The following is a 22,070-nucleotide window of genomic DNA, read 5'->3' as shown; positions in this document are numbered from 1 at the left end:
TACCTTTCGTTCTCAGTGAGGTGCGTGTATCTCATGTTTTTTACTTCTTGGCGGGAGCAAACTTCATGATTATCGCATCTCACTGTTTTTATGTTCAGAGGTGTCGCACTTCGTACTTGAATCCAAGCAGATTAACAATCTGTTTAAGAGTGATTCGCAACGCTTGGCATTTTTGCTATGCGTTGCGTTTTGTGTTTAAGGTAGTCTGCGGTCGCATCGGTATTGCGTTGCTCACACCTTAACAGGGCGTTAGGCTTCTCATGGAGCGTGGTACTTATGATAAAACTGGTATGGCTTTTAGTGAGACTCGCAATAGTTTACTTGCTACTAGGAGTTATTATTGGTGTTTTAATATTGACCAATAGCTCGTATCCGAGATTCTTCTCCTTAGAACTAGATACCATTGGTTGGATTAGCATATTCTGGTCTGTAGTTGCGTATATCTTGGTTCGGTTTGAAACCACGAAAGAAGTCGGAAAGTTTTTGTTCGTGAGCATACTAGGCGCGTTAGTTCTCTTAATGTACGTCGAGAAACATTTCTGGCTTCAAGACATGAGAATCCATTTTTGGACAGCATTTTTAGCGGTCATTTTTGCGATATCACTCTTGTTCTTCGTCTTACCTCATCGGCAATTAAAACCATTATTATTTCTTTTACCTGTATCGGCATGTTCTTGGTTTTTAGTATGGGTGAGTTATAGGCCGGCTAGCTTGGTTATTGAGATACTAGTGGCTAAAGGGAAACTACCAGAAGAGAACATAAACAAGGTCATTGAGTTGATGCCAGAGGTATTTCGTAGTTGTTTAACTTCGGGTGTTTTTATGGTTTGTTTAATTATGCCTTTTTATATTTTCGCACGGTGGGGGCATGACCCGAAAGGAACCTACCAAAGCCTAACAAACGCTTTAAGACGGATTCGCAACGCTCGGCGGTTTTAGTTTGAATAGACTTTTGTGTTTACGGTGTAATAAATGAGTGTCGTGGTAGCGTTGCTCACCACTTAAGCGGGCGTTATGCCTATTCTGTAACTATGTACTTGAATTCTCATTTATAAACCACATATTGCATATGTAAGTTAATGGAAAGGATTCATATGAAAAATATTGTTGTAAGTGCAGGTGACGTTGTTGTTAGTGATTTTGGCGGTTACCAGCACTGGTCTATCGTAACAGATACTTTCTGCTCTAAAGGTCTTCCTCAATTAATATCAGCGACTAAACGAAATGGTACAGTGCGTGAAGAGCCTTGGGACGTTGTTACTCAGGGCAAACACACTTATGTAGCAGACATTAAATACAATCGACCTGTTTCTGAAGTTTTACGGCTTTCTCGTTCGAAGATTGGTTCATGGGTATATTCGCTAACGGATAATAACTGTGAACATTTTGCAAAGTGGGCAACAGGGTTGAAAGTTAGCTCGACGCAAGTTGTTGCTGGAGTATCAGGAGCAGCGGCAGGTGCAGCTTTGGTTGGGTTGTGCGCTGAAAACCCAAAAGCAGCAAAGTTGCTCGGTGGTGCTGTTGTGCTTGGAGGGCTAGCTGTTTTAGCCGCACGGGCAGTGGAGAAAAAATAGGCATAACAATCTGTTTAAGAGGATTCGCAACGCGTGACATTTTTACTATGCGTTAATTTTAGTGATTAAGGTGATTTGCGGCGGCTTTGGTATTGTGTTGCCCACACCTTAACAGGACGTTAGCTTTTTGGAGAATATGTGCACGATACACTGAAATTATTGCTGGTTTTTTTGCTACTTTATGGTGCCTTGGGTTTGTTTCCTTTGTACTGGGCAAGTAACGCTATAAGTCGCCTTGAGAAAGGATTATCCGGTAGCTTCTTGATTTACTATGCGTCTTTTATGCTAACAATGTTTGCTTTAACCGGTAGCGGAATTGACAATCTAACCGAGAAAGAAATTATGGAACTGACTGGGTTAGATTCTTTCAAGCAATATGTAATTATGCTCGGATTTATTTTTACTTTCCTTTTTGGTGGCGTTGGGACGAATGTAATTACCGATGCACTCAGAAGCAAAAGTGACCAAGCAGAAGTGCTTGCAGCAATAAAACGCATTGAAGCTAAGTTTGAACATCTATCCGTTGATAAGACAGCTCCGAATAAGTCTCGCTTATATAACATTGCAAAATCTGCCAGTATGATACTTTTTGCCGCTACAGCTTTGTACCTCATTATCGGTTAAGCGCAAAGCTAACAAGTCGCTTAACAGGGACTCTTAACGCTTGACCACTTTCATACAAATCGGCTTCAATGTTTAGGGCACAATTATTAAGTGGGGTGGTATACGTCTCCAAGGCTTTAGTTGTTGCCGTAAATCTTGAACTCATGTACAAAACTATTCTAATTACAATAGGAGTTAAATTGCATGAGTTTAGTTGTACGTCAGGTGACTCTCGATGATGCTGAAGGCATTACAAATATCCTCAATCCCATCATTGTTGAAGGCTTATACACTGTATTGGACACAACCTTTACGCCTGAAGACGAAAAAGGGTTCATTGCTCAGTTTCCTGAGCGTGGTGTGTTTACAGTTGCTTTACCCAGAAGTGAATCAACGATTATTGGTTTCCAAAACATTGAGCCATTCGCACAATACACAAAAGCTTTTGACCACGTAGGCATCATTGGTACGTTTGTCAGTGAAAATGCTCGTGGTAAAGGTGTTTCAAAAGAGCTTTTCAACTCGACATTCGAAGTCGCAAAACAAAAGGGCTATGAAAAGCTATTTGCTTACGTTCGTAGTGATAATGAGCGAGCTTTAGCAGCTTATCTTAAACAAGGCTTTGAAATTGTAGGTACAGCAAAAAAGCATGCAAAAGTTCGCGGGGAATACGTAGACGAAGTCCTCATAGAAAAGTTTTTGTAGGCGTTGAATAGAAAATACTAGGGTATTTAAGAGTGATTCGCAACGCTTGGCATTTTTGCTATGCGTTACGGTTAGTGTTTAAGGTGGTATGCGGAAGCATCTGTATTGCGTTGCTCAAGCCTTAACAGGGCATTATGGCGCAAAGGCAGAGTCGGCTGAGGTAGCAACATGAGCAAGAAAGTAAAAGTAGCCTTGAACTGGCTCAAAGGTCTCTTGGAGTCGGAAGAAATCGAGTATCAAATAGTCGGTGGCTTGGCGGCTACGATTCATGGTTGTAATCGTGACGTTGCAGACATAGATCTCTATATCGAAAATTCTGATGCAAATAAAGTATTAGCTCTTGTTTCGCAGTACGTCTCTAAGCCACTAACTCATTACTCAGAATATGGCTGGGACTTAGAGTATTTCCAGCTAATCTACCGAGATCAAAAAATTGAAATAGGCTTGGCTCAACGTACCAAGATCCAATCTTCACAGGATGGTTCGTGGCATCAACTTGAAATCGACTTCTCACAGTCAGTTACTAAAATTTATCAAGGTATTGCATTACAAGTTATTCCTGTTCATAAGTTAGTAGAGTATAAACAGATATTGGGTAGGGAAGTAGACCTAATTGACGTTCAGCAGTTAACTTCAAGTTCAGCGCGATAACAAGCATTTAATGTACCCATGATTGGTGCGATAGTCAGTTTGTTTAATGGCGGACTCGAAACCTATAGGCAGTATAACCGCAATAAGGCGGAAGCCTTAAAGCGAAAAGATGAGCTCGACCAGGAGAAACATCAGGCGAGGGTGCGCCGATTGCAAAAGGGCGAAGAGCAGGCCAGCAGTCTTGATGAAGTGAGCATTAGAGAGCGCGGTTTTAAAGACGAATTTATCCTGCTTGTGGTGTTTATTCCGCTCATTCTTTCCTTCATTCCTGATTACGCGCCGTATGTCGAACAAGGCTTTGAAGCGCTGCAGAATATTCCCGAACCGTATTGGTATGTGGTGGGCGCCGTCGTCATTGATACCCTTGGCATGCGGGCCATGGTCCGTTATCTGCTGGAATTCTTCTCAGGCAAGTTCAGGGGGCAATGATGGAATTACTCGAAGCGATGCTCATCGCTCTAATCACTGGTGTCGTTTCAAGCGCAGGCACCATTGCAGCGCTGAAAACCGACATCAACTGGATTAAGAAGGTGCAGCAAGACCAGGAACAACGAATACGCAAACTGGAGGACTCTCATGGCTAAACGATGTTGCAAGTGCAAAGGTCGCAAGCAAAACGGCCAGCTCAAGAAAGGGTACACGCTCAAAGGTGGACGGGTTGTTAAAGCCACCGCGACGAAAGACCCGACGCAGACGCTAAAGAAAACCGCTCAATAGGGCGGTTTTTTACTTCTCTTACGCTCAAATTTTGATTGAAAGCAAATTATATAGAATTAATATGCATTTCAATGCACCAACTGATTGCTCTAATTTTAAGCCACTGATAAGTTGACGAAAATATGGCTAGCCCTAGTACGAGCCAGTAAGAAAATAGAAAGATTCTATAACTAAGTACAGACCTATTATGTCTAATAACTGTTAAGTGTTTTTATCAATTTTGGAGTACATGTTTGAAAGTTACAGGAACAGCAGTTGTTGCCATTTTTACTTTAACAACAACTAGTTTTGGCTTTTTGCTTGGTTGTACATTTGTTGGAGATTACTTTGTTGGAGTGAAATGGACAGATGTATTAGCTGGGGTTGGCGCACTTCTTGGTGGCGTCGCCACAACTTGTGCAGCATATTTTGCATATCGAGCACTGAGTACTTGGAAAGATCAATTTGCACACTCTCAAAGGTATGAGGCTTTTGTTAATTTTGAAAAGTCATATTATGACTTATTAGCTAAATACGAAGATTACAAAGAGTCAACGCTATGGGCTTGTAGACTGAAAAATGGAGCCATTATCCATCCTGATTTAGAACAAACTGCCCAAGATAATGAAGCCATTAAGCGGAATTGGGAACGTTCTTTTGTTAAGTCCACATCAGCATTAGAATGGGCGTGTACTTTTGCTAACTCTTCTGAATTGCAAGCCCTAGATGGAGCTCTAGAGATTACGAGTAATTTAATGAGTCAACAAATTCAATCTCTTGAAAATTTACAGAGACAAGGTGCGTTTATCACGTACTCAATAAGCTTAGATGATATGCTTGACACGGTTTCAAAAAACGTAAAACAAGAAGTGAAAAATATTATAAAACAAACACATAACAAACAATTCAAGAGTAATTCCTAACGCTTGGCATTTTTGGTGTTAAATTTGAATTTAGTATTTACGGTGGTCTGGCTGAGTTTTGTGGTAGCGTTACTCACACCTTAATTGGGCGTTAAATTCATAGAGGAATATCGTGGTATCTCAAGCATTTTGGTATGCGCTAAAGCAAAATATGCTAGTAAGCTTACTTGCATTTATAGCGCTTGCAGTCGTGATTTTGTTGGATGTTGTGTTTTTTGATGTCACAGAGCTCTTTCCTGGAGGTGCGGAGCTTGCAGATATTATCAGTAACTTATCTATGTCGGTCGTTGCAGGTTATATTTTTTATATAATGACATCCGTTAAACTTGAAGCAGATAGAATTAACAAATCGAAAGAAATAGCGAAGAAGATTGTTGGTTCAGTTAGAAACCAAACTGTTTTAATGTTTCGAGTCTTAGCTGAGCAACCTCATGAAAAGTTCACCACTTTTCCCTCCGAAGATGAGTTATCAGGTTACTTGAACAACAAAACGTTTGTTACCAAAGTTAAAGGTACGCGATATATTGACGGAAATGGTGTTGTACACGAGCGTGACCTTCACTTTTATCTGTTTAATGACTTTCCTCCAAAGGCGTTACACTTGCAGAGTTCATTGTCAGCATATCTCGACTTTCTTGACCAAGATATGCAAGTTGCATTTTACAAACATTTCAACTCGAACTTTTTTGACAACTTCGCTGATCCGACCGTCGCGATAGTCTTAAATGGACGCAGCAACAATATTTCGGATTTCACAAATTGTTTTTTCGTCCTAAGGCAAACCACTTTGGACTTAGTAGAGTCGTATGAAAGGGTCTACGGTACGCTAGAAAAATGAATTTAACAAAGCGTTCAAGACGGATGCCCAACGCTCGGCATTTTCGGTTTACTTTGGGTTAAGTGTTTATGGCACAATGGTTTAGGTAGGGTGGTTGGCGTTGCTCACCACTTAACGCGGCGTTATGTAAAAAAGAGGAAAACTATGTTTCATTGGAAGAAAGAAAAACATCCGCAGGTCAAGCATACGATCGTCTATTTTGATACAGACAAAGATACAGCTGGGCGCTTTGAATCTAGACATAGTACAAACAAGCGTTTGGACATAGAGGTATGCAGTAACATTAGTGAATTATTGAGTCGAATTGATCAGCACCCAACTAAGCCAATAGATTTGATATTAATTGATTTCTATTCAAAACTCCCAGTGTCGCAATGTTCTGAACGTGAAGTGGAAAGCTACAAATCAAGTTTAGAGCCAGAGAAGGCAAGTATTACTGAAGTCATAATGGACTTCCAAAAACACAAAGATCATATTAATCAACAAATAGATAAGGTTTGGTTACGTGAAGGGCTTAACGCTGCAGACACTCTGATAGATTACTTTGAGTATAAACAAATTGATGATATACAAATTGGAATGTATTCAATGTTGGGGCGTAGGCTTATAGCATCCAAAGATGCATCACGCCTGCAATCAAAAGGTGTCGTTTGGGTATGGAAGTCTAAAGATGGTCTACTTAAGGAATGTGCGAACGACGCACATCTGACTACAGTCTCAGAAGAAGCTGTTGCTAATTCCGAGTTCGACTCTATTCACAGTGCTATTCTTTCAAAAAAGCTAAGAGGCATTAGAGTTTCTGAAGTAATAGGTGATTTAAAAGATGCTAGAACTTCTCACTTGCTTACTTTGTTTGCTCTAGTTATTTCTTTGATATTTAACTTTTCAAATTTCGACTTTGGTATCGGGCATTTAGACTGGTTTGGTTATATGTCTGCGTTAATTGTCTTGTTTGTGTCTATAAAAGGGGTGTACAAGACGCTAAGTAAGCTCAAAGCACTATCAAGTAGGAATTTTACATAACAAAGCGTTTAAGACAGATTCCCAACGCATGGCACTTTTCATTCCATCGTTGGGTTTTGTGTTTAAGGTGGTGTGGTTAGGTTTAGTGATGGCGTTGCTCACTACTTAACGCGGCGTTATACCGTTTTAGCAATTACAAATATTTATTGTAGGATTTAAAGTGAACAGTAGATTGAATATAACGTTACCAATTGTGGTCGACGTGGATATGGAAGAAAGCCAACTACAGCAAAGTATTCAGGACTCAATTTTGCATCATGAGTCTGCATTTTATGAACGAATGGCATCTGTGTGCGTTCAATATGACATGAGAGCGGAGTTGTGTGAGGGAAGCTTAGATGTAGAAAGCGTTTCATTAGCTGATCTTGAGTTTACCGAAGATGACGAGCTTGTTTTGAACTTTACTGGAAGTGTTGAAGTAACCTATGACTGGTATGCCCATTATGGATGTAAAAATATGTGTGGTGGTGATCAAGTCAATGATCGTTGGGAATTCAATGCTGTCGATAGCGAAATTAGTTTTTCTTTAGAAATTCAACAGGAAAGAGTGGACGAGCTGTAAAGCAACGGTATAACAAACTGTTCAAGAGTGATTCGCAACGCGTGGCATTTTCATCATGCATTGATTTAAGTGATTAAGGTGGTATGCGGCGGCGTCGGTATTGCGTTGCTCACACCTTAATGCGGCGTTATATTTTTAGGTGAGTATGAAGAAAATATCGGTCAAAATTCAAGCTAGATCAGCTTGTGATTGCTTCAAAGTAGCAAATACATCATTAGAGTTGGCGAGAAGAGCTGAAGAAGACTGGGAGCGAGAGCATCACTGTATAACAGGGATTACTTTCACAGCTTTTTCTATAGAAGCAATGCTTAATCATTTTGGTAAAATCTATGATAAAAATTGGAATGAATTAAAAATGGAGCGGAAATCCCTCCATAGGAGATTGTTCGGATTTGTAAACTTACCAAACTATTTGGGTACTAAAAATTATCAATTAGCCAAACAGTGTTTCGAAATGCGCGATGCATTCGCTCATGGAAAAACAGTTATGGAGTCGTTGGAAGTTGAGCCACCAGAACTTACCGATGATGAAGCTATAGCAATGCACATGTGTTCAATTTCATCGGCTCCTTTTAGGAGCTCGAATTTTCAGACTTTTGAGTCTTTTGTCAAGGCTGCTAGAGAAATTGAGCGTGATATTCAAAAAAATGGTTTCTATCCCGATACTGTGGATCATCCACTGTATGAGCCACAACCTTTGAGGGAGTGTCCCTTAAGTGTCACAGGTTTACGTGAATGGTAAAAATATAACAAACTGTTTAAGAGTGATTCGCAACGCATGGCACTTTTACTATGCGATGCGTTTGGTGGTGTTCGACGGCATCGGTATTGCGTTGTTCACACCTAAAAGGGCGTTATGTTTAAAATCGATAATGTGCCTTGAATTTCATATCATTAATACCCATATGATTGGTGAGTGATTTTGATAGTCACTATGTATCGGATATTTGCTTAACTGTTTAGGTGATTGTTTATGAAGTTTCAAGGTGCAGTAATTAAAGAGCAAGGTATCACCTTTGCTATTGTCATTGTAAAAAAATACGTTGTTGATTCCGCACATGAAAGTGAAAAAACAATAAACGCTTTCATGCACCATTTCCCAGGTATGCCCGTCACATTAATGGCACAGGATTCCCGAGGACGTGCTACCTATCGAGGTCGTAATGACATTGTGAAGTTCTTGGCAAACTTGCATCCTTCTCAAATACCGTGGCGTGAGTACACATTAAGCTAAGGTTAGGTTCAACTAACTTAAGAGTGATTCGCAACGCTTGGCATTTTTGCGATGCGTTGCGTTTAGTGTTTAAGGTGGTACGCGGTGGCTTTGGTGTTGCGTTGCTCACACCTTACAAGGCGTTATGCAAATTTTATAAGGTAGCAAAAAATGAATCGCATTTTATGCGTGTTAAGTATTGTGTTGTCGTTTAGCTCTTTTGCAAACGATTTAAACTGCGAGCAGTTGATATTAGACCAATTTGAAGGTGCTAGAAGCCTATATTCAACTGAAGCAGACATCCATAGGCTTGGTTACCAAAACCCTAAGTTAGCATCGTGGAAAGAAGGTGTTGATAAGCTAAATAGCAAATGTGTTACTGAAGCTATTGAATTGCCGTTTGAGCGCCAGATCTATACATCCGACCTTTATTCCTTGATGCAAGCATATATCACGGGCAAAGGTATTGAAGAGTGGCAAACAAAGTTCACCCTTGCTCTTGTTTGCAATCAAGCCCCTTCAGCGTGTGAAAAGTACATTAGTAAGCCAACAGACACAGAGCTAGAAGCTTTATGGGAAAGTGTGGTGAACTAAAATCTGCATCACAATAAATTTAAGAGTGATTCGCTACGCGTGGCATTTTACTGTGCGTTGTGTTTTGTATGGTTAAGGTTGTATGCAGCAATATAAGGAGATATTTTGAACTTTTAAGAAGCAAAACGAAAATCTATATTGTATAGAATTGTGCTATTAGTTGTCTAAACGTTGCATCGCCTTGCGGTAAACATCACTACGTTCGCGTTTACCAACGGCTAGTACAGTAACAGTGATAACATCGTCTTCGACCTTATAGACTAATCGGTAACCGGATTGGCGAAGTTTTATCTTATACAGGTTGTCAGCCCCTGTGAGCTTTGATGCTGGAACATGGGGGGTTTCCAAGCGCTCAATCAACTTTTTCTTAAATTGCTGTTGCAACGTCGCACCTAGTTTTTTCCATTCTTTAAGTGCGCTCTTTTTAAAGTCAAGTTTATAGGTCATCTATATTTACCGAAATACTTTCTTCTGATTCGCGCTCTTTGGCTATCGCAAGCAACTCAAGATCTTCGAGTCTATCCACCAGCATTTCATAAGCTTGAGCAGGGACGCAATAAAAAGCAGGCTCATTTCGATTCAGCACGGCAACCGGCTCGCCACAACCACTAGTTGCAACTTTCATAGGGTTAGCTTTTAATTCTGTAATACTTGCAGCGACGTCAGCTAAAATTCTTGTGGTCATACAATAGGTCTCTTATTAGGTCTTTATTACGGTTATTTTAGCTCTAGCCAAGCAGTATAACAAGCGGCGCAAATGTTAATACTACTTTGTATTTTTCATGGCGACTTTGCTGATAGTAGGGTATTCGCGGTTGATTATCAGATGTGGCGCAATCGAAATTATGACTTCATATTGATCGTCTTTTTATATCTGTATATAAACAGTGTTCTCACTTCTGAAAACTAAAAGACATCTCGCTGACGAAGCCATAAAGCCCGCCTATTCGGGCTTTATTTTTACTTGAATTTACTTGGTATCCAAGGGGCCGGTTGACGCCGTTGTCCACCACCAGAAAATGGCAACCTGTTTACCTTGGGCGGATAGTGTTTAGGGTTATAGATATGGCCATATAGCTCATTCAATTGACGGTGTTCGTCACGCCAATGAACAAAGGCCAACAGCTCTTTGGGACTGAATTCGCGGCGTTCGGGGGTGATCAGTGTGGCGCGTTCTTCATGCACACGAAAGCCATCCCAGCGTTCGTCGATCGGCAGATAGCCACGAGATTTGAGCAAGAGTAATTTTTCAGCCATCGGCGGCACGGGATGATGACCAATCAGCCAGCGTTTGACTGTGATTGGTTGCAAGTGAAAAAACGCAGCGGCTTGTTTGATGTCCATGAACTGACGGTGGACGAGCTGATGAAAACTCAACAAATTCATGTGATCTTCCTTCTAATAGTAAAATTAATTCGACCCATTTATTAATGGGTACTGACGTTTGATGCGCGCAGACTGATTGTCAGTGACGATGAAAAATCACCGAAAATGACCAAAGTGGTGGCGCGACAAAACTGAGTTAGGAAAACCCCAGACCGAATGACAAGGCGCGAAGCCTTATTTATCGACTAATTGAATTCAGATTTGGAAGCAAAACAAAATGTTAGGATTTCAAGAAATGATAAATTGCACCTACATACTTGGTGCGCATTACGTGCACTAGGGTAAAGTCCTGATCAATCCGGTCTTATATCATCTAACACTTTGATGACACGTTCGTTTTTCTGCTTATTGGGTAGGAGCCCAAGCACGACATTTTGATCGCTTTCGCCGAGCATATCGGCGATGCGAAACGCAATGTCCCAATCCATCCCACACGTTCCTTTTCGCCACTTACGCAATCGACTCTCATAAATTCCCAACTTCTTTGCTAATTGGTACTCCGAGGTGAGCTGATATTTTGCTTTTACACGATTCAGTAACGAGTTTGTGTAGTTAAAAACAGTCATAAACTGGCTCCTTTGAACTCATTCTAGGCAGGACAAATCAGGCTTTGCAATCCCGATAACGCATTGGCGGTACGAAAAAACATTCAATACAGTGATACACGTCCAGTACGTGATCGTGTAGGAGCGGAGATGGCGAGCAAACAGCAAATTGTGTCGGTTCTGAGTGAAGCAGAGAAAGAGGCCGAACAGGGGCGTTTAGACACTAGCTTACGATTACTCATCGTGTCAATCCGAGAACTGCTGACGTTGTTAGAGCAGGGTGTGGATGATGAACCGCGCGCGCATTAATCCCCGTGTGCGTCGTTATCGCGAGCGCCATCGCCGTTGGCCACGATCACGTCGAGCTACTGAAGGAAAGGAACATGCACAGCGAACTCGACGACCAACGAGTGTTACAGACTTGCTTGGCGCACTTAACGGCCGCCATGAACACCTCGAAACACATGACAGATATAACGGGTGATCCCACGCTTCATACCAGCCTGCTGTCGCCCCTGCTGATTTTAAGCAGCGATTTACTGACGGGCTCTAAACGTTACCACGCGATTGGCTCTGACATGGCGACCTTTGCGATGGCCTACAGCGTCCGCACGGCAGATTGGCAGTGTTGGGAAAAAGACACGCTGTCAGAGCTAACCACACAGCTTGAACACTACATTGAGCGGATAATGAAAAACCACAAATTGCCGCATTCAGTGACGCCGTCACGGTCAGTGCAATGAGTGAACGCCGCTTTACTCGTCGCGAGCGCCCCTTCGCTGCCATGCACCGTGAGCGTTGGCAATCCTTGCTCCGCGATCCGTCTAAACACGTCTATTTGCTATCGGATTCAGGCAAGAGCACACAGCGTCAGTTCTTGCGCGACATTGCCTTAGTTATGGATTATCTGGTCAGTGAGCTCGAATTCCGTACGCGTAAGGTGGGCGTGGCCACTCGTCGCGGTTTCCTATTGCGTACTTGGGCCAATGTGGCCGAAGGGACGGGATTGCCGGTTTGGCGGGTCAAACAGTGCGTGTCGTTTGCCAAGCAACGCGGCTGGCTGACATCCACTCAACCAAGACACAATGAAAACGGCCAGTGGTATGGCTTAGCCTCGATAAAGCGCATCAGTGAGCGCTATTTTACCGACTTAGGGCTGCAGGGCGCCTTCCACAAAGCGAAAACGGCAGCGAGCGAGACCATCAAGCAGATGGCCATTCGTACCGGTGTTCATGTCCGTTACCTGCTTACGCCCATTACGCTGCTGCGTAAATTTGCCCGTCGTCACGACCAATCCCCATTAAAACGTTGATCCACCCACTTAGGATCGATCCGTTTACTGCACGCTAAATCCCTGAAAAATCGTTGTTTATGCCTGTAAACGCGGTGTCTATGACGCTTTTATCACAGCTATCCACCGTTTCTGTGGATAACGCGGTGACTAAGCGGTGGTTTGTCATAATAACTGCTCCATGAGACCGGATCTTAACCGTGTGATCCATAGTCTTCGACTAGTGATCTTTCTAAAGAAAGATAATAGTGATGATGAGTGTTACCCCCTGAAAAACGGGGATAACGTTGAGGAAGCGGCGTATCTTGCTCGCCAGCGAGCTGACGCCTTAACCGCGCTTGAAGTGTTGTACTGAGTTTGAATAGGACAGTGTGTTGAAAGTCACACGGATTGATCTGTAGGGTGGTTTACTAGCGTAGTAGTATATACTTATCAAACAAATAGATGACTCGAATTGGAGCGATGTAATGATCTACATCGAGATAGCATTGTTTCTTATACCATTGGTGATTTTTGGCTTAATCGTCAAAAGTCGGATTTCTGCTGTTGCCATTCGTCGTCTATATTCTCTGAGTTTTTCTCTTACAATGGTTGTCATTGGGTATTCTTGGGCGGTGAATATTGGTTTGCTTGCTATGCCCAGTGAGGATGACACCACCACGTTGCTCATCGGTAACGATTTTATGATCCTTGCCGACACCATCATCGTTGTCTTTTTGTATCTGTACATTCACACCATTCTGCCTCGTGTCGATGAAACCAAACCGAAACCCGTCAAATAATACGTGATAACACCGATTTTGATTGATTTAGCACAGCGATAAGCCGCAGTGAACGACGATGCACCACCGCCGTGTGTGTCGCTGCGCGACGGTCTGGCAAGAAAGAGGATTTTAATCGATAATAACTATTGAAAGTGGTTTATTAATCGTCATAATCAAAGAGCTAACGTCGTGAGACAGGGGCACCCATTCACCAACGTCGTGAGACAGAGGTCAGTATGACAATCAGACAACAAGAGTTTGCCGACTTATTGGCCAAACTCGATGACATCGAGCGGGCGCTGGCTCAATCTGCGCCAGATTGGTCAAGCATTCCTGCGTTTAAAAAGCCGATGGTCGCCATTCAGACCGCCGAGCAGGCCAAGAGCCATATCGACACCACCGTCACTACCATTAAAGCCATTACCTTGAACTTCCATCAACGGCTCACTGAGCTTGAGGAGGCGCAGCATGGCCAGTAAGAATCCCATCAAAGGTTACATTGCCTGTCCGACGCAAGGTTGCGGCGAAGTGTGTACCGTGCATGCCGTTGGCGAACACCGCGTTTTAGAAGGTGGCGATCCACCGAAGAACAAGCGCCGTTTGGGTCAGCTCTATACGATTTGCCCCAACTGCAAAGCCAATCAAAGCGCGGGCAAACCGTTTCAAGAATGGTTAACTAACCACATGAAACCGACGCGCGAAGGGGTGATTACTGGTTATAAAAACAGTACCCCACAAAAACCGCACTCGGTAACCGATACCAAACCGCACGAAACCAATCACGACGGGGCTTGCGAGGAAAATCCGATAACCGAGCCGAAACCGACCAAGATAACCAAACGAACCGTGGCGGGCGCATTAGCCTTTGTTGGTGGCTGCGCGTTGCTGTTTGTCTTGCTGACCAAGAACAAGGAGCCGCGCCATGAACCAAACCAATGAACCAGAAGTCACGACACCGGTGGATGAGCGCGATCTTACTGCGCAAGCGGCCATCGACGAGATGCAGCAAGAAGAGCACGCCATTGAACAGGCGGAAAGCGACGAGCAGGAAGAAGCCAGCTTTGATCCGGACACCTCGCGCCAAATGCTCGGTTATGGCTTAGGCATTGTCGAGTTCAGCGTCGGTGCGGCGTTTGATGTGCCGTTTGAAATCGATGAGAACGTCGGTAATAAATGGCTCGATGCGGCCACGCCAATGCTGCAGAAATACGGCCCCGCCGGTTTCGCGTGGTTTGCCGAGTATGAGAAGGAGCTGATCTTTGCCATGGCGTCGTGCACCTTGGTTGGCGGTTGTACGCTTCAGGTGCGTCGACTGCGTCAGGAAAAAGCGCTCAATGAGGCCAAAGCCAGCAAGGAGGCCACGCAGGTTGAAGGAGAGACGGATGAAGCTGCCCAGTCCGATCAACAAGAATAACGCGCTCAATGCTCAGCACGTGTGTTACATGGGCACGACGGGCAGCTGTAAAACCACCGCCATTCGCAAGCTCAAGTTGATCCCCAAATCCGCCCAGGTGGTGATGTTCGATCCGTACGCCGAGCATTCAGAGCAACGGCTTGAAGGGCTGAAAGTCGTGCCTTGTGCGTCGTTCTCTGAGTTCTATCAGCGTGCCTGGTATGGGCGAAAGCTACGCAAGCCGTTTCGTCTGGCTTTGGTCAACCAAGAACGGAGCCGCGATAACCTTGAGCGCTTTGCGCAGATGGTGTGGTCATTGGGCGATGGCCAACACGCACATGAGTTGCACTGTGTGATTGAGGAGCTGGCCAAATGCACCAACAACACCGCCAAACTCGATGGTGTCGCAGGTGAACTGTGGACCGGTGGCCGTGGCTTTGGGTTGGTGATGCACGCCACCTTTCAGCGCAGTCAGGAAGTGCCCAAAACCGTGCTCGATGAATCGAAACACGTTTACATTGGCGCGGTCAGTTCGAAACGTAACGCGCGCTATATCGCTGACTATTACGATGTGCCGTACGAGTCGATCCTTGCGCTGAAAGGCTGTCATGAGCGGGAGCATTTAGGCAAAGGGAAATATGCGGATTACATCCTCAAAAGTCCCGGGATTGGTAACCATAGACAAGGGAAAATCTATCCAACACGGTAAGGGTTAACCTATTAGGTTAGAGTGCCTGCCTAATAGGTTTCACTCTCTATTCAGTTACTTATTGGCGTCCTAGGGTCAGGGCATCCATTTCAATGAGGATGTCACTATGCGATTGAATGCTCGTAACGTTGCCATCATTGCTGGCGTATCAGCTTTGACGACAGGGGCGATCATCTTGGCCGTCAACAACAAGGTTGGTGGTCTAGATAAGCTTCTTGGCAAGTCCGGTTGGTTCTAAGGGGGCGCTATGTCAGTCAAACCAATCAAACTGAATTCTATGGTCGGTGCGGCTTGGGGACAGAAAGGCACACTGCCTATTCCCAATGGCCCGACGTATCACGAACTGGTGCTCGAAACCAACGCCGACGCGCAGGACATGACGCGAATTTCTATCACGCTCAATGCGGAAGAGATTTATGTGTTGACCGGCGAAGAGCTGTTGATGCTGGAGCGCTATAAGCGCCGCGATCCCACCAGTGGCCACTACATTATTCCATTTAGCGATGTCGTCGCTCGAACCAAAAATGGGGTGCGCTACACTGGCTTAGTCACTGAGCTCGGAGATAACATTCACCTCGATATTCAGTTCCGAAACAAGCGCGCAGATGCGGACCCACTCACCATTCAAGTGCACGCTTGGGTGAGTAACGCGCAAGCAATGCGCGTCGTAGTGCCGTTGGTCAAACGCGAAACCATGCCCGCCAATGCAGCAGGCGTGAATGAGTTTACTAATCTGATCGCCAGTCCGCTCATCAGTATTCGCCGCATGCACTTTATGCACGACAAGATCACCAAGCTCGAAATTGAGCGTGATTTCGTTAAAGAGTTTGAAGCGAACAAGTTTATCGCTGACGCCAACGCCAAGCGCAACGAACGCACGCCGCAAGCGGGCTATTTTCACTTCGATCCGATTGTCCGCGGTTTCTCGATTGATGAACTGTTTCCGACGCAGCACAGTTCCAATTTGAAGTTCTCGGTCACCACCGAAGACGTGCCAGGTTCTATCCCCATCTTGGTTGAATCGGTGCGTTTAGAGCGACCGGAGAAGCTGCAAGGTGGCGCGGCCTAAGGAGCGCCCATGAAAAGCTTTTTTGATGATTTACTGGAGTTTGGCGCGGGGGCTTTGGACTCCGTTGGCGAGCACGCCGATTGGCTGTTCGACACCAAGGATCAAACCTCCAACCCAAACAAAACCCAGCAGCCTAATCATCCACAGGTGGATAACGCCGGTAATGTGGTCACGCGTCCAATGGGCGCCAAATCCGGTATCGATCCGATGATGCTGTATATCGGTGGCGGTCTGGCACTGACTACTGTGGTGCTGCTTGGGGTGATGGCGTTTAAGAAGTAGGAGAGACCAATGCCACTTTTATTCTGGGCACTCGGCGGTTTTGGTGTCGGCAGTATGTTTGGTGTAAGCGCCAGTAAAGGCCTCAATAAACTGTTGCTGCTCGTCGGGATGCTTGCTGTGTTGCTGTATTTCGCCAAAGGAGGCCTGTGATGCTCGGATCATTAACGTCGTTAACCGGTGGCGGTGGTTTACAAGGCGGTGCGTCAGGACCCGCGATGTCCGGTACGTCAGGCAACACCACCAACAATATGGGTTTCACGGGCGGAGGGATCAACCTCGGCGGCACCAGCTCCCAATGGTGGCTCATCGTGATGTTGGTGCTGCTTGTCCTGTATGTGGCGCTTAAGAAGTAGTCTTCAGCGTGAGCAATGGACACGGGTTAAAGACCAACTAAAACCCGCACTGAAAGACTATTATCACGACGCCGAACGCGCGGTGAAACAGGGCTACGAGCAGGTGTTTCGCCTTGATAACACCGTGATGCTATTAAGGGGCGAAGTACTCAAAGGCGGCAGCAAGGAATTAGTTGTCGTTGCGTTGGTGGGCGATATGGCCTCGGGCACATTGGGCGCGCTTAATCATGCCAGAGCACATGGCTTTGACTCGATACGGGCGCACTTCTTTCGCGCTGGCGCAGAGCGATTTATTCGCCACAGATTGGGGCTACCGGTTCAGGAGATTGAACGCCGAGGCGATGAACGCGTTTTACGAATAAGGTTTGCAGATATGGGTGGCAGAAGCTCTTCACAAAGTCGACAAAGCACGGTCACAACGACCACCAATACCAGTGGTAGCGCAGCCGCGGGCCGTGATAACTACGGCATTATGGTTGCGGGCGTCAATGACTCGGATATTAATCTGACCATGACCGACCATGGGGCGATGGCCATTGCGGGCAATCTTGCCGAGGAAGCGCTCGACTTTGGCCAGCAAACGCTCAAATCCAATGAAACTATTGTGACAGGGTCATTGGATACGGTCAACAACACCGTCGATGAGGCGTTTAACTTTGGCACCTCGGCACTTGAAGAAACCTCGGAAGTCAGCCAGTACGCGATTGACTCGATTAAATCGATGGCCGGACAACAAACCGAAACCACCAAAGCGGCATTGGCGATGGCCAGCAGCGCTAAATCGCGCGAGCAGACCGGTGGCCTTGAGTCCGACAACAACTTACTGAAAAACATTTCTCTGATTGTCGGCATTGCCGGCACCATCATCACCGTCGCGGTGCTGTATAAAGGGAGCCGCTCATGAGACAAATCCACACCCTCGAGCCCCATCAAACCCTCAGCTTTAACGCCGGACAGGCGGGGAAATTCCTTATCCTACGTGAATCGACGCACACACTGATGATACGCAGCGATGCGTTAAGGCCGACCGAAATTCAACGCGGCGATACGGTTGATGTGACCAAGTTTGATGAGCTGACACTGGAAAACCATCACGATGACGCCGCGACGTTTGAATACCAAATCAGTGACGTGCCGATTTTAACCCAAGCGCAGAAAGTCGATGTGTCGAACGCCGTGGTCGTGCACGAAGTGCAACGTCCCGTGAGTGTGGTCGAGATACAACGGGCCGTCAGAGCGCAAATTCAGAACGAATTGCTTAACGTTCACGTTGATAACGAGACGCTGAGCGTGACGCCTAGCGTGACTTTGTACACCTATGCGGCGATTGACGAAGGCGTGTTTGAGCTCGATGGCACGACTCAAACCATCGACGGCAGTGAAGCGCGTAAAGCCTTATTTCTACAGGTACCGGATGACAATACCGAGCCGGTCCTGGTGCAAGGTTTTATGATCGTCAATCCCGGTGGCCATCTGCCACTCAACACCAATCAGGCCGTGACTATTAAAGGCAAAGACGGGGAAACCGTCCGAGTCGGGGAGATGCGCTGATGTTGATGCTGTATAACCCACCACCGAAAGCCAAACCCGATATTGAAATCGCGACTGAATCGCAAGGCAGCACCGGTACGGCGGGGATTTTCCATTTTACGGACTATGTCGAATTGGTCGATTTGTCGTTTAAGCGTTCGTCGTTATCGGCTAACCGTGGTGTCAATGCCCAGCTATGCAGTCTGACGTTGTCGTTCCTGAAAGATAATCAGCTTATCGAGCGTCGTTACTTGTATCTGTACTTCGCGCCAGGCATCGACCATCACTATCCGATGACCCTCATTAAGCCCAAAGGCGCCGATGAGCTGCAAGTGGTGAGCAGCGTGATGCTGACCACCCGAATTGAAACGCGCTTAATTTTTAAACAGGAGGTGCCCGATGCGCTGGGTATTCCCCCTCTTTTTAATGGTTAGCCTGGGAGTGTATCTGATGAACAAGAAGCAGATTGATAAAGCCGTCAGTGGTTTCACGCTGTCGGTTAGAAGCGAAACCAAACTGATTGGTGTCCACCATGATTTGAAAAACGTGGTACGGCGCGCCCTTGAACTCAGTCCGTTTGATTTCGGTATTACCTCGGGCAAACGCACAGCCGAAGAGCAATTCCAGCTCTTTCAGGACAAGGCGAGTCAACTTGATGGCTACTCGCGTATCAGCCGCCACCAAACCGGTCACGCCATTGACTACGTGGTGTATGACGAAGATGGCGAAGTCACGTGGGGATTCAGTTACTACGAACAAGTGAGCTGGGCATTCAAGCAAGCGGCCAGAGAACTCGGTGTGCCGATTGTCTGGGGTGGCGACTGGACGTCGTTCAAAGATGGTCCCCATATCGAACTCGATCGACAGGTGTACCCATGATTGGTGCGATAGTCAGTTTGTTTAATGGCGGACTCGAAACCTATAGGCAGTACAACCGCAACAAAGCCGAAGCCTTAAAGCGCAAAGACGAGCTGGACCAGGAGAAACACCAGGCTAGGGTGCGCAGACTGCAAAAAGGCGAAGAGCAAGCCAGTAGCCTCGATGAAGTCAGCATCAAAGAGCGCGGATTCAAAGACGAGTTTATCCTGCTTGTGGTGTTCATTCCGCTCATTCTTTCCTTCATTCCCGATTACGCGCCTTATGTCGAGCAAGGCTTTGAGGCACTGCAGGCTATTCCTGAGCCGTATTGGTATGTCGTCGGCGCCGTCGTCATCGATACCCTTGGCATGCGCGCCATGGTTCGCTACCTGCTGGAGTTCTTCTCAAGTAAGTTCAGGGGGTAATGATGGAATTACTCGAAGCGATGCTCATTGCTCTAATCACTGGCGTGGTATCTAGCGCGGGCACGATTGCGGCGCTCAAAACGGACATCAACTGGATAAAGAAAGTGCAGCAAGACCAAGAACAACGGATACGCAAACTGGAGGACTCTCATGGCTAAACGATGCTGTAAGTGCAAAGGCCGCAAGCAAAACGGTCAACTTAAGAAAGGGTACACGCTCAGAGGTGGACGGGTGGTGAAATCCACTGCCACGAGAAAGCGACGAAAGACACGTCGCAGACGCTAAAGAAAACCGCTCATTTAGGGCGGTTTTTTAATTCTCTTAGGCTCAAATTTTGATTTAAAGCATGTTATACAGAATTAGTATGCACTTCACTGCATTGATTGATTGATTGATTGCTCTAGTTTTAAGTTACTGATAAATTACAGGAAAATAGGACAATATTAGCTGTGTTAGGGCGAAAGACAGAAGAACTCTATGATTAAATACAGAACATTTCTGTCTAATAATTGTTATGTGACCTAATGGAAAATCTGCAATACATTACAATTAAAGGATAATTATGTCTGATATTTACCTTCAACTCGCAGTCTTAGAGGATGTTCAGCTCCTGCAAGACTCAGCTTTAGTTGCATTTGCTCCTGATGTTGACAAATATGGTGCGTTTCCTCCAAATATCGAGTCAAGAGAATGGTTTCATTCAGAGGTTGGTAAAGGCCATTTTTATAAAGTTTTATGCCACGGTGAATTCGCGGGCGCAATTTGTGTTGAATGTGGTGACCAGTCCTCTATTGAAATTAAATATGTTTACATCGCGTTAAACTTTCAGAACAAACATATTGGCTCTGAAGTCATTCGCCTTATAGAGAATCAGTACAGCCATATAAAACATTGGTTTTTGCTTACCCCTTACAAGTCATTTCGGAATCATCACTTTTACGAAAAACTGGGGTACAAAAAGGTCGGTGAGTTTCAGCCTGATGCTTCTGATGAGTTTAGGGTATTCGAGTACTCAAAAACTCTTACGTGCTAAACGGTTCACATAACAAAGCATTTAAGAGTGATTCTCAACGCTTGGCATTTTTCATTCCATCGTTGGGTTTCGTGTTTACGGTGGTATGGTTAAGTATCGTGGTAGCGTTGCTCACACCTTAATGCGGCGTTAGGTTTAATTTCAAATAGGGAGTTATGATGTTTGATAGTGCAAGATTAAAAGTTGAACGAGCAAGTGAACAAATTGATGAAATATTGGCTATGTCAGAAATATCGCCACCTTTCACATATGTACTTGAGACAGACACTATGACAGGTGATAGAGCCACATTTTCAGAACTTAATCATATATCGCTAAAAAAGCTAGTCATACGTTGTGGTGAGGTTTTTCATAACCTACGCTCCGCCCTTGACCACGCCTATTGGGAAGCTGTAGTTCCTTATATAGAAGATGAAAATAAACACGGAGCTATTCAGTTCCCTTTTGCTAAGGACAGTTTAAAACTAGAGCAAGCTATTAAATCTAGATTAGCTCACCAAGTTAGTGAGGAGTTTTTTAATTTAATTCTTAGCTTTAAACCATCTAATGGTTCAGGTGGTAATCAACTGCTAAGTCTTTTACATGAAGTCAACATTCTAGATAAACATAAGTTTCCCACTCCCGTTGGTGACTTTACTCAAATTTCTAGCGCCGATATAAGAGCTCAAGTTCCAGATTTTCCAGCTGGTCTAACTGATGTAGGGTTTGGTGGATGCCGTCGGGATGTAGTATGGCGCACAAGCTCAATCGATCCAAAAGAATTAGGAGAGATTGTTCCTCCAACAACTTGCATATTTCGTCGACAGTTAAGTGTTCCTGTAGGTATTGTGCTTAATATGGCAACAATTGATTACTCTGAATCATTAATAACAACTCTGACTAAGATGCGCACTGAGGTTCAGAGTATTCTTACACAAATGAGCAAAGCAGAACTTTACCCAAGCCACACCAAAACCTAACAAACTGTTCAAGAGGGATTCGCAACGCGTGGCATTTTTACTATGCGTTAGTTTTAGTGGTTAAGGTGGTATGCGGCAGCTTCGGTATTGC

Annotated in this window: 41 protein-coding genes; 36 read left to right on the top strand and 5 right to left on the bottom strand. The window is 45.0% G+C overall.

The annotated features are described in order from the left end of the window. The 3 genes from ZX61_RS24695 to ZX61_RS06730 all read left to right on the top strand — a co-directional run. Positions 1-242 (top strand): hypothetical protein (locus tag ZX61_RS24695; protein WP_327196958.1); only part of this gene is annotated, 242 nt, incomplete at its 5' end. Between the two features lie 852 nt (positions 243-1,094). Then, on the top strand, positions 1,095-1,574 hold the full coding sequence (locus tag ZX61_RS06735) for a lecithin retinol acyltransferase family protein (protein ID WP_049843912.1): 480 nt from the start codon (positions 1,095-1,097) through the stop codon (positions 1,572-1,574). 138 nt (positions 1,575-1,712) lie between these two features. Next, on the top strand, positions 1,713-2,198 hold the full coding sequence (locus ZX61_RS06730) for a hypothetical protein (RefSeq protein ID WP_049843911.1): 486 nt from the start codon (positions 1,713-1,715) through the stop codon (positions 2,196-2,198). On the opposite strand, the gene ZX61_RS24230 is transcribed toward ZX61_RS06730, so the two are convergent. After that, positions 2,188-2,343 carry a hypothetical protein gene (locus ZX61_RS24230; protein ID WP_160316786.1) on the bottom strand — a complete coding sequence of 52 codons (156 nt, stop codon included), beginning with the start codon at positions 2,341-2,343 and terminating at the stop codon, positions 2,188-2,190. The genes ZX61_RS06730 and ZX61_RS24230 overlap by 11 nt on opposite strands. Positions 2,344-2,381: 38 nt before the next feature. On the opposite strand from ZX61_RS24230, the gene ZX61_RS06725 reads away from it, so the two are divergent. The 12 genes from ZX61_RS06725 (at position 2,382) to ZX61_RS06680 (ending at position 9,382) form a co-directional block, all read left to right on the top strand. Next, entirely contained in the window at positions 2,382-2,882 is a 501-nt protein-coding gene (locus tag ZX61_RS06725; protein WP_049843910.1) for a GNAT family N-acetyltransferase, read from the top strand. Between the two features lie 168 nt (positions 2,883-3,050). Continuing rightward, on the top strand, positions 3,051-3,533 hold the full coding sequence (locus ZX61_RS06720; protein ID WP_049843909.1) for a nucleotidyltransferase domain-containing protein: 483 nt from the start codon (positions 3,051-3,053) through the stop codon (positions 3,531-3,533). Between the two features lie 18 nt (positions 3,534-3,551). After that, positions 3,552-3,962 (top strand): hypothetical protein, encoded by a 411-nt coding sequence (locus ZX61_RS06715; RefSeq protein WP_049843908.1) that lies wholly within the window; start codon positions 3,552-3,554, stop codon positions 3,960-3,962. Next, on the top strand, positions 3,962-4,117 hold the full coding sequence (locus tag ZX61_RS24325) for a hypothetical protein (RefSeq protein WP_200904220.1): 156 nt from the start codon (positions 3,962-3,964) through the stop codon (positions 4,115-4,117). Before ZX61_RS06715 ends, ZX61_RS24325 begins: the two co-directional genes overlap by 1 nt. Further along, a complete protein-coding gene (locus ZX61_RS24320; protein ID WP_200904221.1) occupies positions 4,110-4,250 on the top strand; it encodes a hypothetical protein in 141 nt (46 codons plus the stop codon). The genes ZX61_RS24325 and ZX61_RS24320 overlap by 8 nt, the downstream gene beginning before the upstream one ends. Before the next feature lie 233 nt (positions 4,251-4,483). Next, the gene (locus ZX61_RS24315) at positions 4,484-5,152 is read left to right on the top strand and encodes a hypothetical protein (RefSeq protein WP_049843907.1); all 669 of its coding nucleotides are present in this window, start codon (positions 4,484-4,486) and stop codon (positions 5,150-5,152) included. A 112-nt stretch (positions 5,153-5,264) separates the two neighbouring features. Beyond that, positions 5,265-5,990 carry a hypothetical protein gene (locus ZX61_RS06705; protein ID WP_049843906.1) on the top strand — a complete coding sequence of 242 codons (726 nt, stop codon included), beginning with the start codon at positions 5,265-5,267 and terminating at the stop codon, positions 5,988-5,990. 144 nt (positions 5,991-6,134) lie between these two features. Continuing rightward, on the top strand, positions 6,135-7,013 hold the full coding sequence (locus tag ZX61_RS06700) for a hypothetical protein (protein WP_049843905.1): 879 nt from the start codon (positions 6,135-6,137) through the stop codon (positions 7,011-7,013). A 160-nt stretch (positions 7,014-7,173) separates the two neighbouring features. After that, the gene (locus ZX61_RS06695) at positions 7,174-7,575 is read left to right on the top strand and encodes a hypothetical protein (RefSeq protein WP_150114970.1); all 402 of its coding nucleotides are present in this window, start codon (positions 7,174-7,176) and stop codon (positions 7,573-7,575) included. A gap of 145 nt (positions 7,576-7,720) precedes the next feature. Then, entirely contained in the window at positions 7,721-8,317 is a 597-nt protein-coding gene (locus ZX61_RS06690; RefSeq protein ID WP_049843903.1) for a hypothetical protein, read from the top strand. 231 nt (positions 8,318-8,548) lie between these two features. Beyond that, on the top strand, positions 8,549-8,809 hold the full coding sequence (locus tag ZX61_RS06685) for a hypothetical protein (protein ID WP_049843902.1): 261 nt from the start codon (positions 8,549-8,551) through the stop codon (positions 8,807-8,809). Positions 8,810-8,959: 150 nt separating this feature from the next. Continuing rightward, positions 8,960-9,382, top strand: coding sequence for a hypothetical protein (locus tag ZX61_RS06680; protein WP_049843901.1), 423 nt, complete (start codon positions 8,960-8,962; stop codon positions 9,380-9,382). A 156-nt stretch (positions 9,383-9,538) separates the two neighbouring features. On the opposite strand, the gene ZX61_RS06675 is transcribed toward ZX61_RS06680, so the two are convergent. The 4 genes from ZX61_RS06675 to ZX61_RS06660 form a co-directional block, all read right to left on the bottom strand. Next, a complete protein-coding gene (locus ZX61_RS06675; protein ID WP_049843900.1) occupies positions 9,539-9,829 on the bottom strand; it encodes a type II toxin-antitoxin system RelE family toxin in 291 nt (96 codons plus the stop codon). Next, positions 9,819-10,067, bottom strand: coding sequence for a type II toxin-antitoxin system Phd/YefM family antitoxin (locus ZX61_RS06670; RefSeq protein ID WP_049843899.1), 249 nt, complete (start codon positions 10,065-10,067; stop codon positions 9,819-9,821). The genes ZX61_RS06675 and ZX61_RS06670 overlap by 11 nt, the downstream gene beginning before the upstream one ends. A 275-nt stretch (positions 10,068-10,342) precedes the next feature. Further along, complete coding sequence (locus ZX61_RS06665) at positions 10,343-10,768, bottom strand: phage protein (protein WP_049843898.1); 426 nt, start codon at positions 10,766-10,768, stop codon at positions 10,343-10,345. Between the two features lie 293 nt (positions 10,769-11,061). Then, positions 11,062-11,334, bottom strand: a complete 273-nt coding sequence (locus ZX61_RS06660) for a hypothetical protein (protein ID WP_049843897.1) — start codon at positions 11,332-11,334, stop codon at positions 11,062-11,064. A 63-nt stretch (positions 11,335-11,397) separates the two neighbouring features. On the opposite strand from ZX61_RS06660, the gene ZX61_RS23965 reads away from it, so the two are divergent. The 21 genes from ZX61_RS23965 to ZX61_RS06575 all read left to right on the top strand — a co-directional run bounded on the left by ZX61_RS23965 (position 11,398) and on the right by ZX61_RS06575 (position 21,979). Next, entirely contained in the window at positions 11,398-11,622 is a 225-nt protein-coding gene (locus ZX61_RS23965; protein ID WP_150114967.1) for a hypothetical protein, read from the top strand. A gap of 74 nt (positions 11,623-11,696) precedes the next feature. Further along, positions 11,697-12,056 carry a hypothetical protein gene (locus ZX61_RS06655; RefSeq protein WP_049843896.1) on the top strand — a complete coding sequence of 120 codons (360 nt, stop codon included), beginning with the start codon at positions 11,697-11,699 and terminating at the stop codon, positions 12,054-12,056. Next, positions 12,053-12,625, top strand: coding sequence for a hypothetical protein (locus ZX61_RS06650; protein ID WP_049843895.1), 573 nt, complete (start codon positions 12,053-12,055; stop codon positions 12,623-12,625). Before ZX61_RS06655 ends, ZX61_RS06650 begins: the two co-directional genes overlap by 4 nt. A gap of 446 nt (positions 12,626-13,071) precedes the next feature. Beyond that, complete coding sequence (locus ZX61_RS06645; RefSeq protein ID WP_049843894.1) at positions 13,072-13,386, top strand: hypothetical protein; 315 nt, start codon at positions 13,072-13,074, stop codon at positions 13,384-13,386. A 218-nt stretch (positions 13,387-13,604) separates the two neighbouring features. Continuing rightward, positions 13,605-13,847, top strand: a complete 243-nt coding sequence (locus ZX61_RS06640) for a hypothetical protein (RefSeq protein WP_049843893.1) — start codon at positions 13,605-13,607, stop codon at positions 13,845-13,847. After that, positions 13,837-14,307, top strand: coding sequence for a hypothetical protein (locus ZX61_RS24465; RefSeq protein ID WP_049843892.1), 471 nt, complete (start codon positions 13,837-13,839; stop codon positions 14,305-14,307). The genes ZX61_RS06640 and ZX61_RS24465 overlap by 11 nt, the downstream gene beginning before the upstream one ends. Continuing rightward, positions 14,291-14,782 carry a hypothetical protein gene (locus ZX61_RS06630; protein ID WP_049843891.1) on the top strand — a complete coding sequence of 164 codons (492 nt, stop codon included), beginning with the start codon at positions 14,291-14,293 and terminating at the stop codon, positions 14,780-14,782. Before ZX61_RS24465 ends, ZX61_RS06630 begins: the two co-directional genes overlap by 17 nt. Beyond that, a complete protein-coding gene (locus tag ZX61_RS06625; RefSeq protein WP_235431306.1) occupies positions 14,751-15,470 on the top strand; it encodes an ATP-binding protein in 720 nt (239 codons plus the stop codon). The genes ZX61_RS06630 and ZX61_RS06625 overlap by 32 nt, the downstream gene beginning before the upstream one ends. A gap of 106 nt (positions 15,471-15,576) precedes the next feature. Next, complete coding sequence (locus ZX61_RS24650) at positions 15,577-15,708, top strand: hypothetical protein (RefSeq protein WP_257214423.1); 132 nt, start codon at positions 15,577-15,579, stop codon at positions 15,706-15,708. A gap of 9 nt (positions 15,709-15,717) precedes the next feature. Further along, entirely contained in the window at positions 15,718-16,539 is an 822-nt protein-coding gene (locus tag ZX61_RS06620; RefSeq protein WP_049843890.1) for a major capsid protein P2, read from the top strand. A gap of 9 nt (positions 16,540-16,548) precedes the next feature. Then, complete coding sequence (locus ZX61_RS06615; protein ID WP_049843889.1) at positions 16,549-16,821, top strand: hypothetical protein; 273 nt, start codon at positions 16,549-16,551, stop codon at positions 16,819-16,821. A gap of 9 nt (positions 16,822-16,830) precedes the next feature. After that, positions 16,831-16,971, top strand: coding sequence for a hypothetical protein (locus ZX61_RS24310; RefSeq protein ID WP_171323606.1), 141 nt, complete (start codon positions 16,831-16,833; stop codon positions 16,969-16,971). Continuing rightward, a complete protein-coding gene (locus tag ZX61_RS06610; RefSeq protein ID WP_049843888.1) occupies positions 16,971-17,174 on the top strand; it encodes a hypothetical protein in 204 nt (67 codons plus the stop codon). The genes ZX61_RS24310 and ZX61_RS06610 overlap by 1 nt, the downstream gene beginning before the upstream one ends. Continuing rightward, the gene (locus tag ZX61_RS06605; protein WP_049843887.1) at positions 17,155-18,078 is read left to right on the top strand and encodes a hypothetical protein; all 924 of its coding nucleotides are present in this window, start codon (positions 17,155-17,157) and stop codon (positions 18,076-18,078) included. The genes ZX61_RS06610 and ZX61_RS06605 overlap by 20 nt, the downstream gene beginning before the upstream one ends. After that, positions 18,075-18,725 carry a hypothetical protein gene (locus ZX61_RS06600; protein WP_235431305.1) on the top strand — a complete coding sequence of 217 codons (651 nt, stop codon included), beginning with the start codon at positions 18,075-18,077 and terminating at the stop codon, positions 18,723-18,725. Before ZX61_RS06605 ends, ZX61_RS06600 begins: the two co-directional genes overlap by 4 nt. Next, positions 18,725-19,138 (top strand): hypothetical protein, encoded by a 414-nt coding sequence (locus ZX61_RS06595; RefSeq protein ID WP_049843886.1) that lies wholly within the window; start codon positions 18,725-18,727, stop codon positions 19,136-19,138. The genes ZX61_RS06600 and ZX61_RS06595 overlap by 1 nt, the downstream gene beginning before the upstream one ends. Before the next feature lie 16 nt (positions 19,139-19,154). Continuing rightward, positions 19,155-19,583, top strand: coding sequence for a M15 family metallopeptidase (locus ZX61_RS06590; RefSeq protein ID WP_049843885.1), 429 nt, complete (start codon positions 19,155-19,157; stop codon positions 19,581-19,583). Beyond that, on the top strand, positions 19,580-19,987 hold the full coding sequence (locus tag ZX61_RS06585; RefSeq protein ID WP_049843884.1) for a hypothetical protein: 408 nt from the start codon (positions 19,580-19,582) through the stop codon (positions 19,985-19,987). The genes ZX61_RS06590 and ZX61_RS06585 overlap by 4 nt, the downstream gene beginning before the upstream one ends. Positions 19,988-19,989: 2 nt before the next feature. Continuing rightward, the gene (locus ZX61_RS24305; protein WP_200904220.1) at positions 19,990-20,145 is read left to right on the top strand and encodes a hypothetical protein; all 156 of its coding nucleotides are present in this window, start codon (positions 19,990-19,992) and stop codon (positions 20,143-20,145) included. Positions 20,146-20,549: 404 nt separating this feature from the next. After that, positions 20,550-21,020, top strand: a complete 471-nt coding sequence (locus ZX61_RS06580; RefSeq protein ID WP_049843883.1) for a GNAT family N-acetyltransferase — start codon at positions 20,550-20,552, stop codon at positions 21,018-21,020. A gap of 158 nt (positions 21,021-21,178) precedes the next feature. Next, positions 21,179-21,979 (top strand): hypothetical protein, encoded by an 801-nt coding sequence (locus ZX61_RS06575; protein WP_200904219.1) that lies wholly within the window; start codon positions 21,179-21,181, stop codon positions 21,977-21,979. The last annotated feature ends 91 nt before the right edge of the window (positions 21,980-22,070 follow it).

This window comes from Vibrio sp. VPAP30 (assembly GCF_001188205.1).
GTDB lineage: Bacteria > Pseudomonadota > Gammaproteobacteria > Enterobacterales > Vibrionaceae > Vibrio > Vibrio bivalvicida.
Note: the sequence above shows the minus strand (reverse complement) of the source record. Positions and strands in the feature narration are given on the sequence as shown.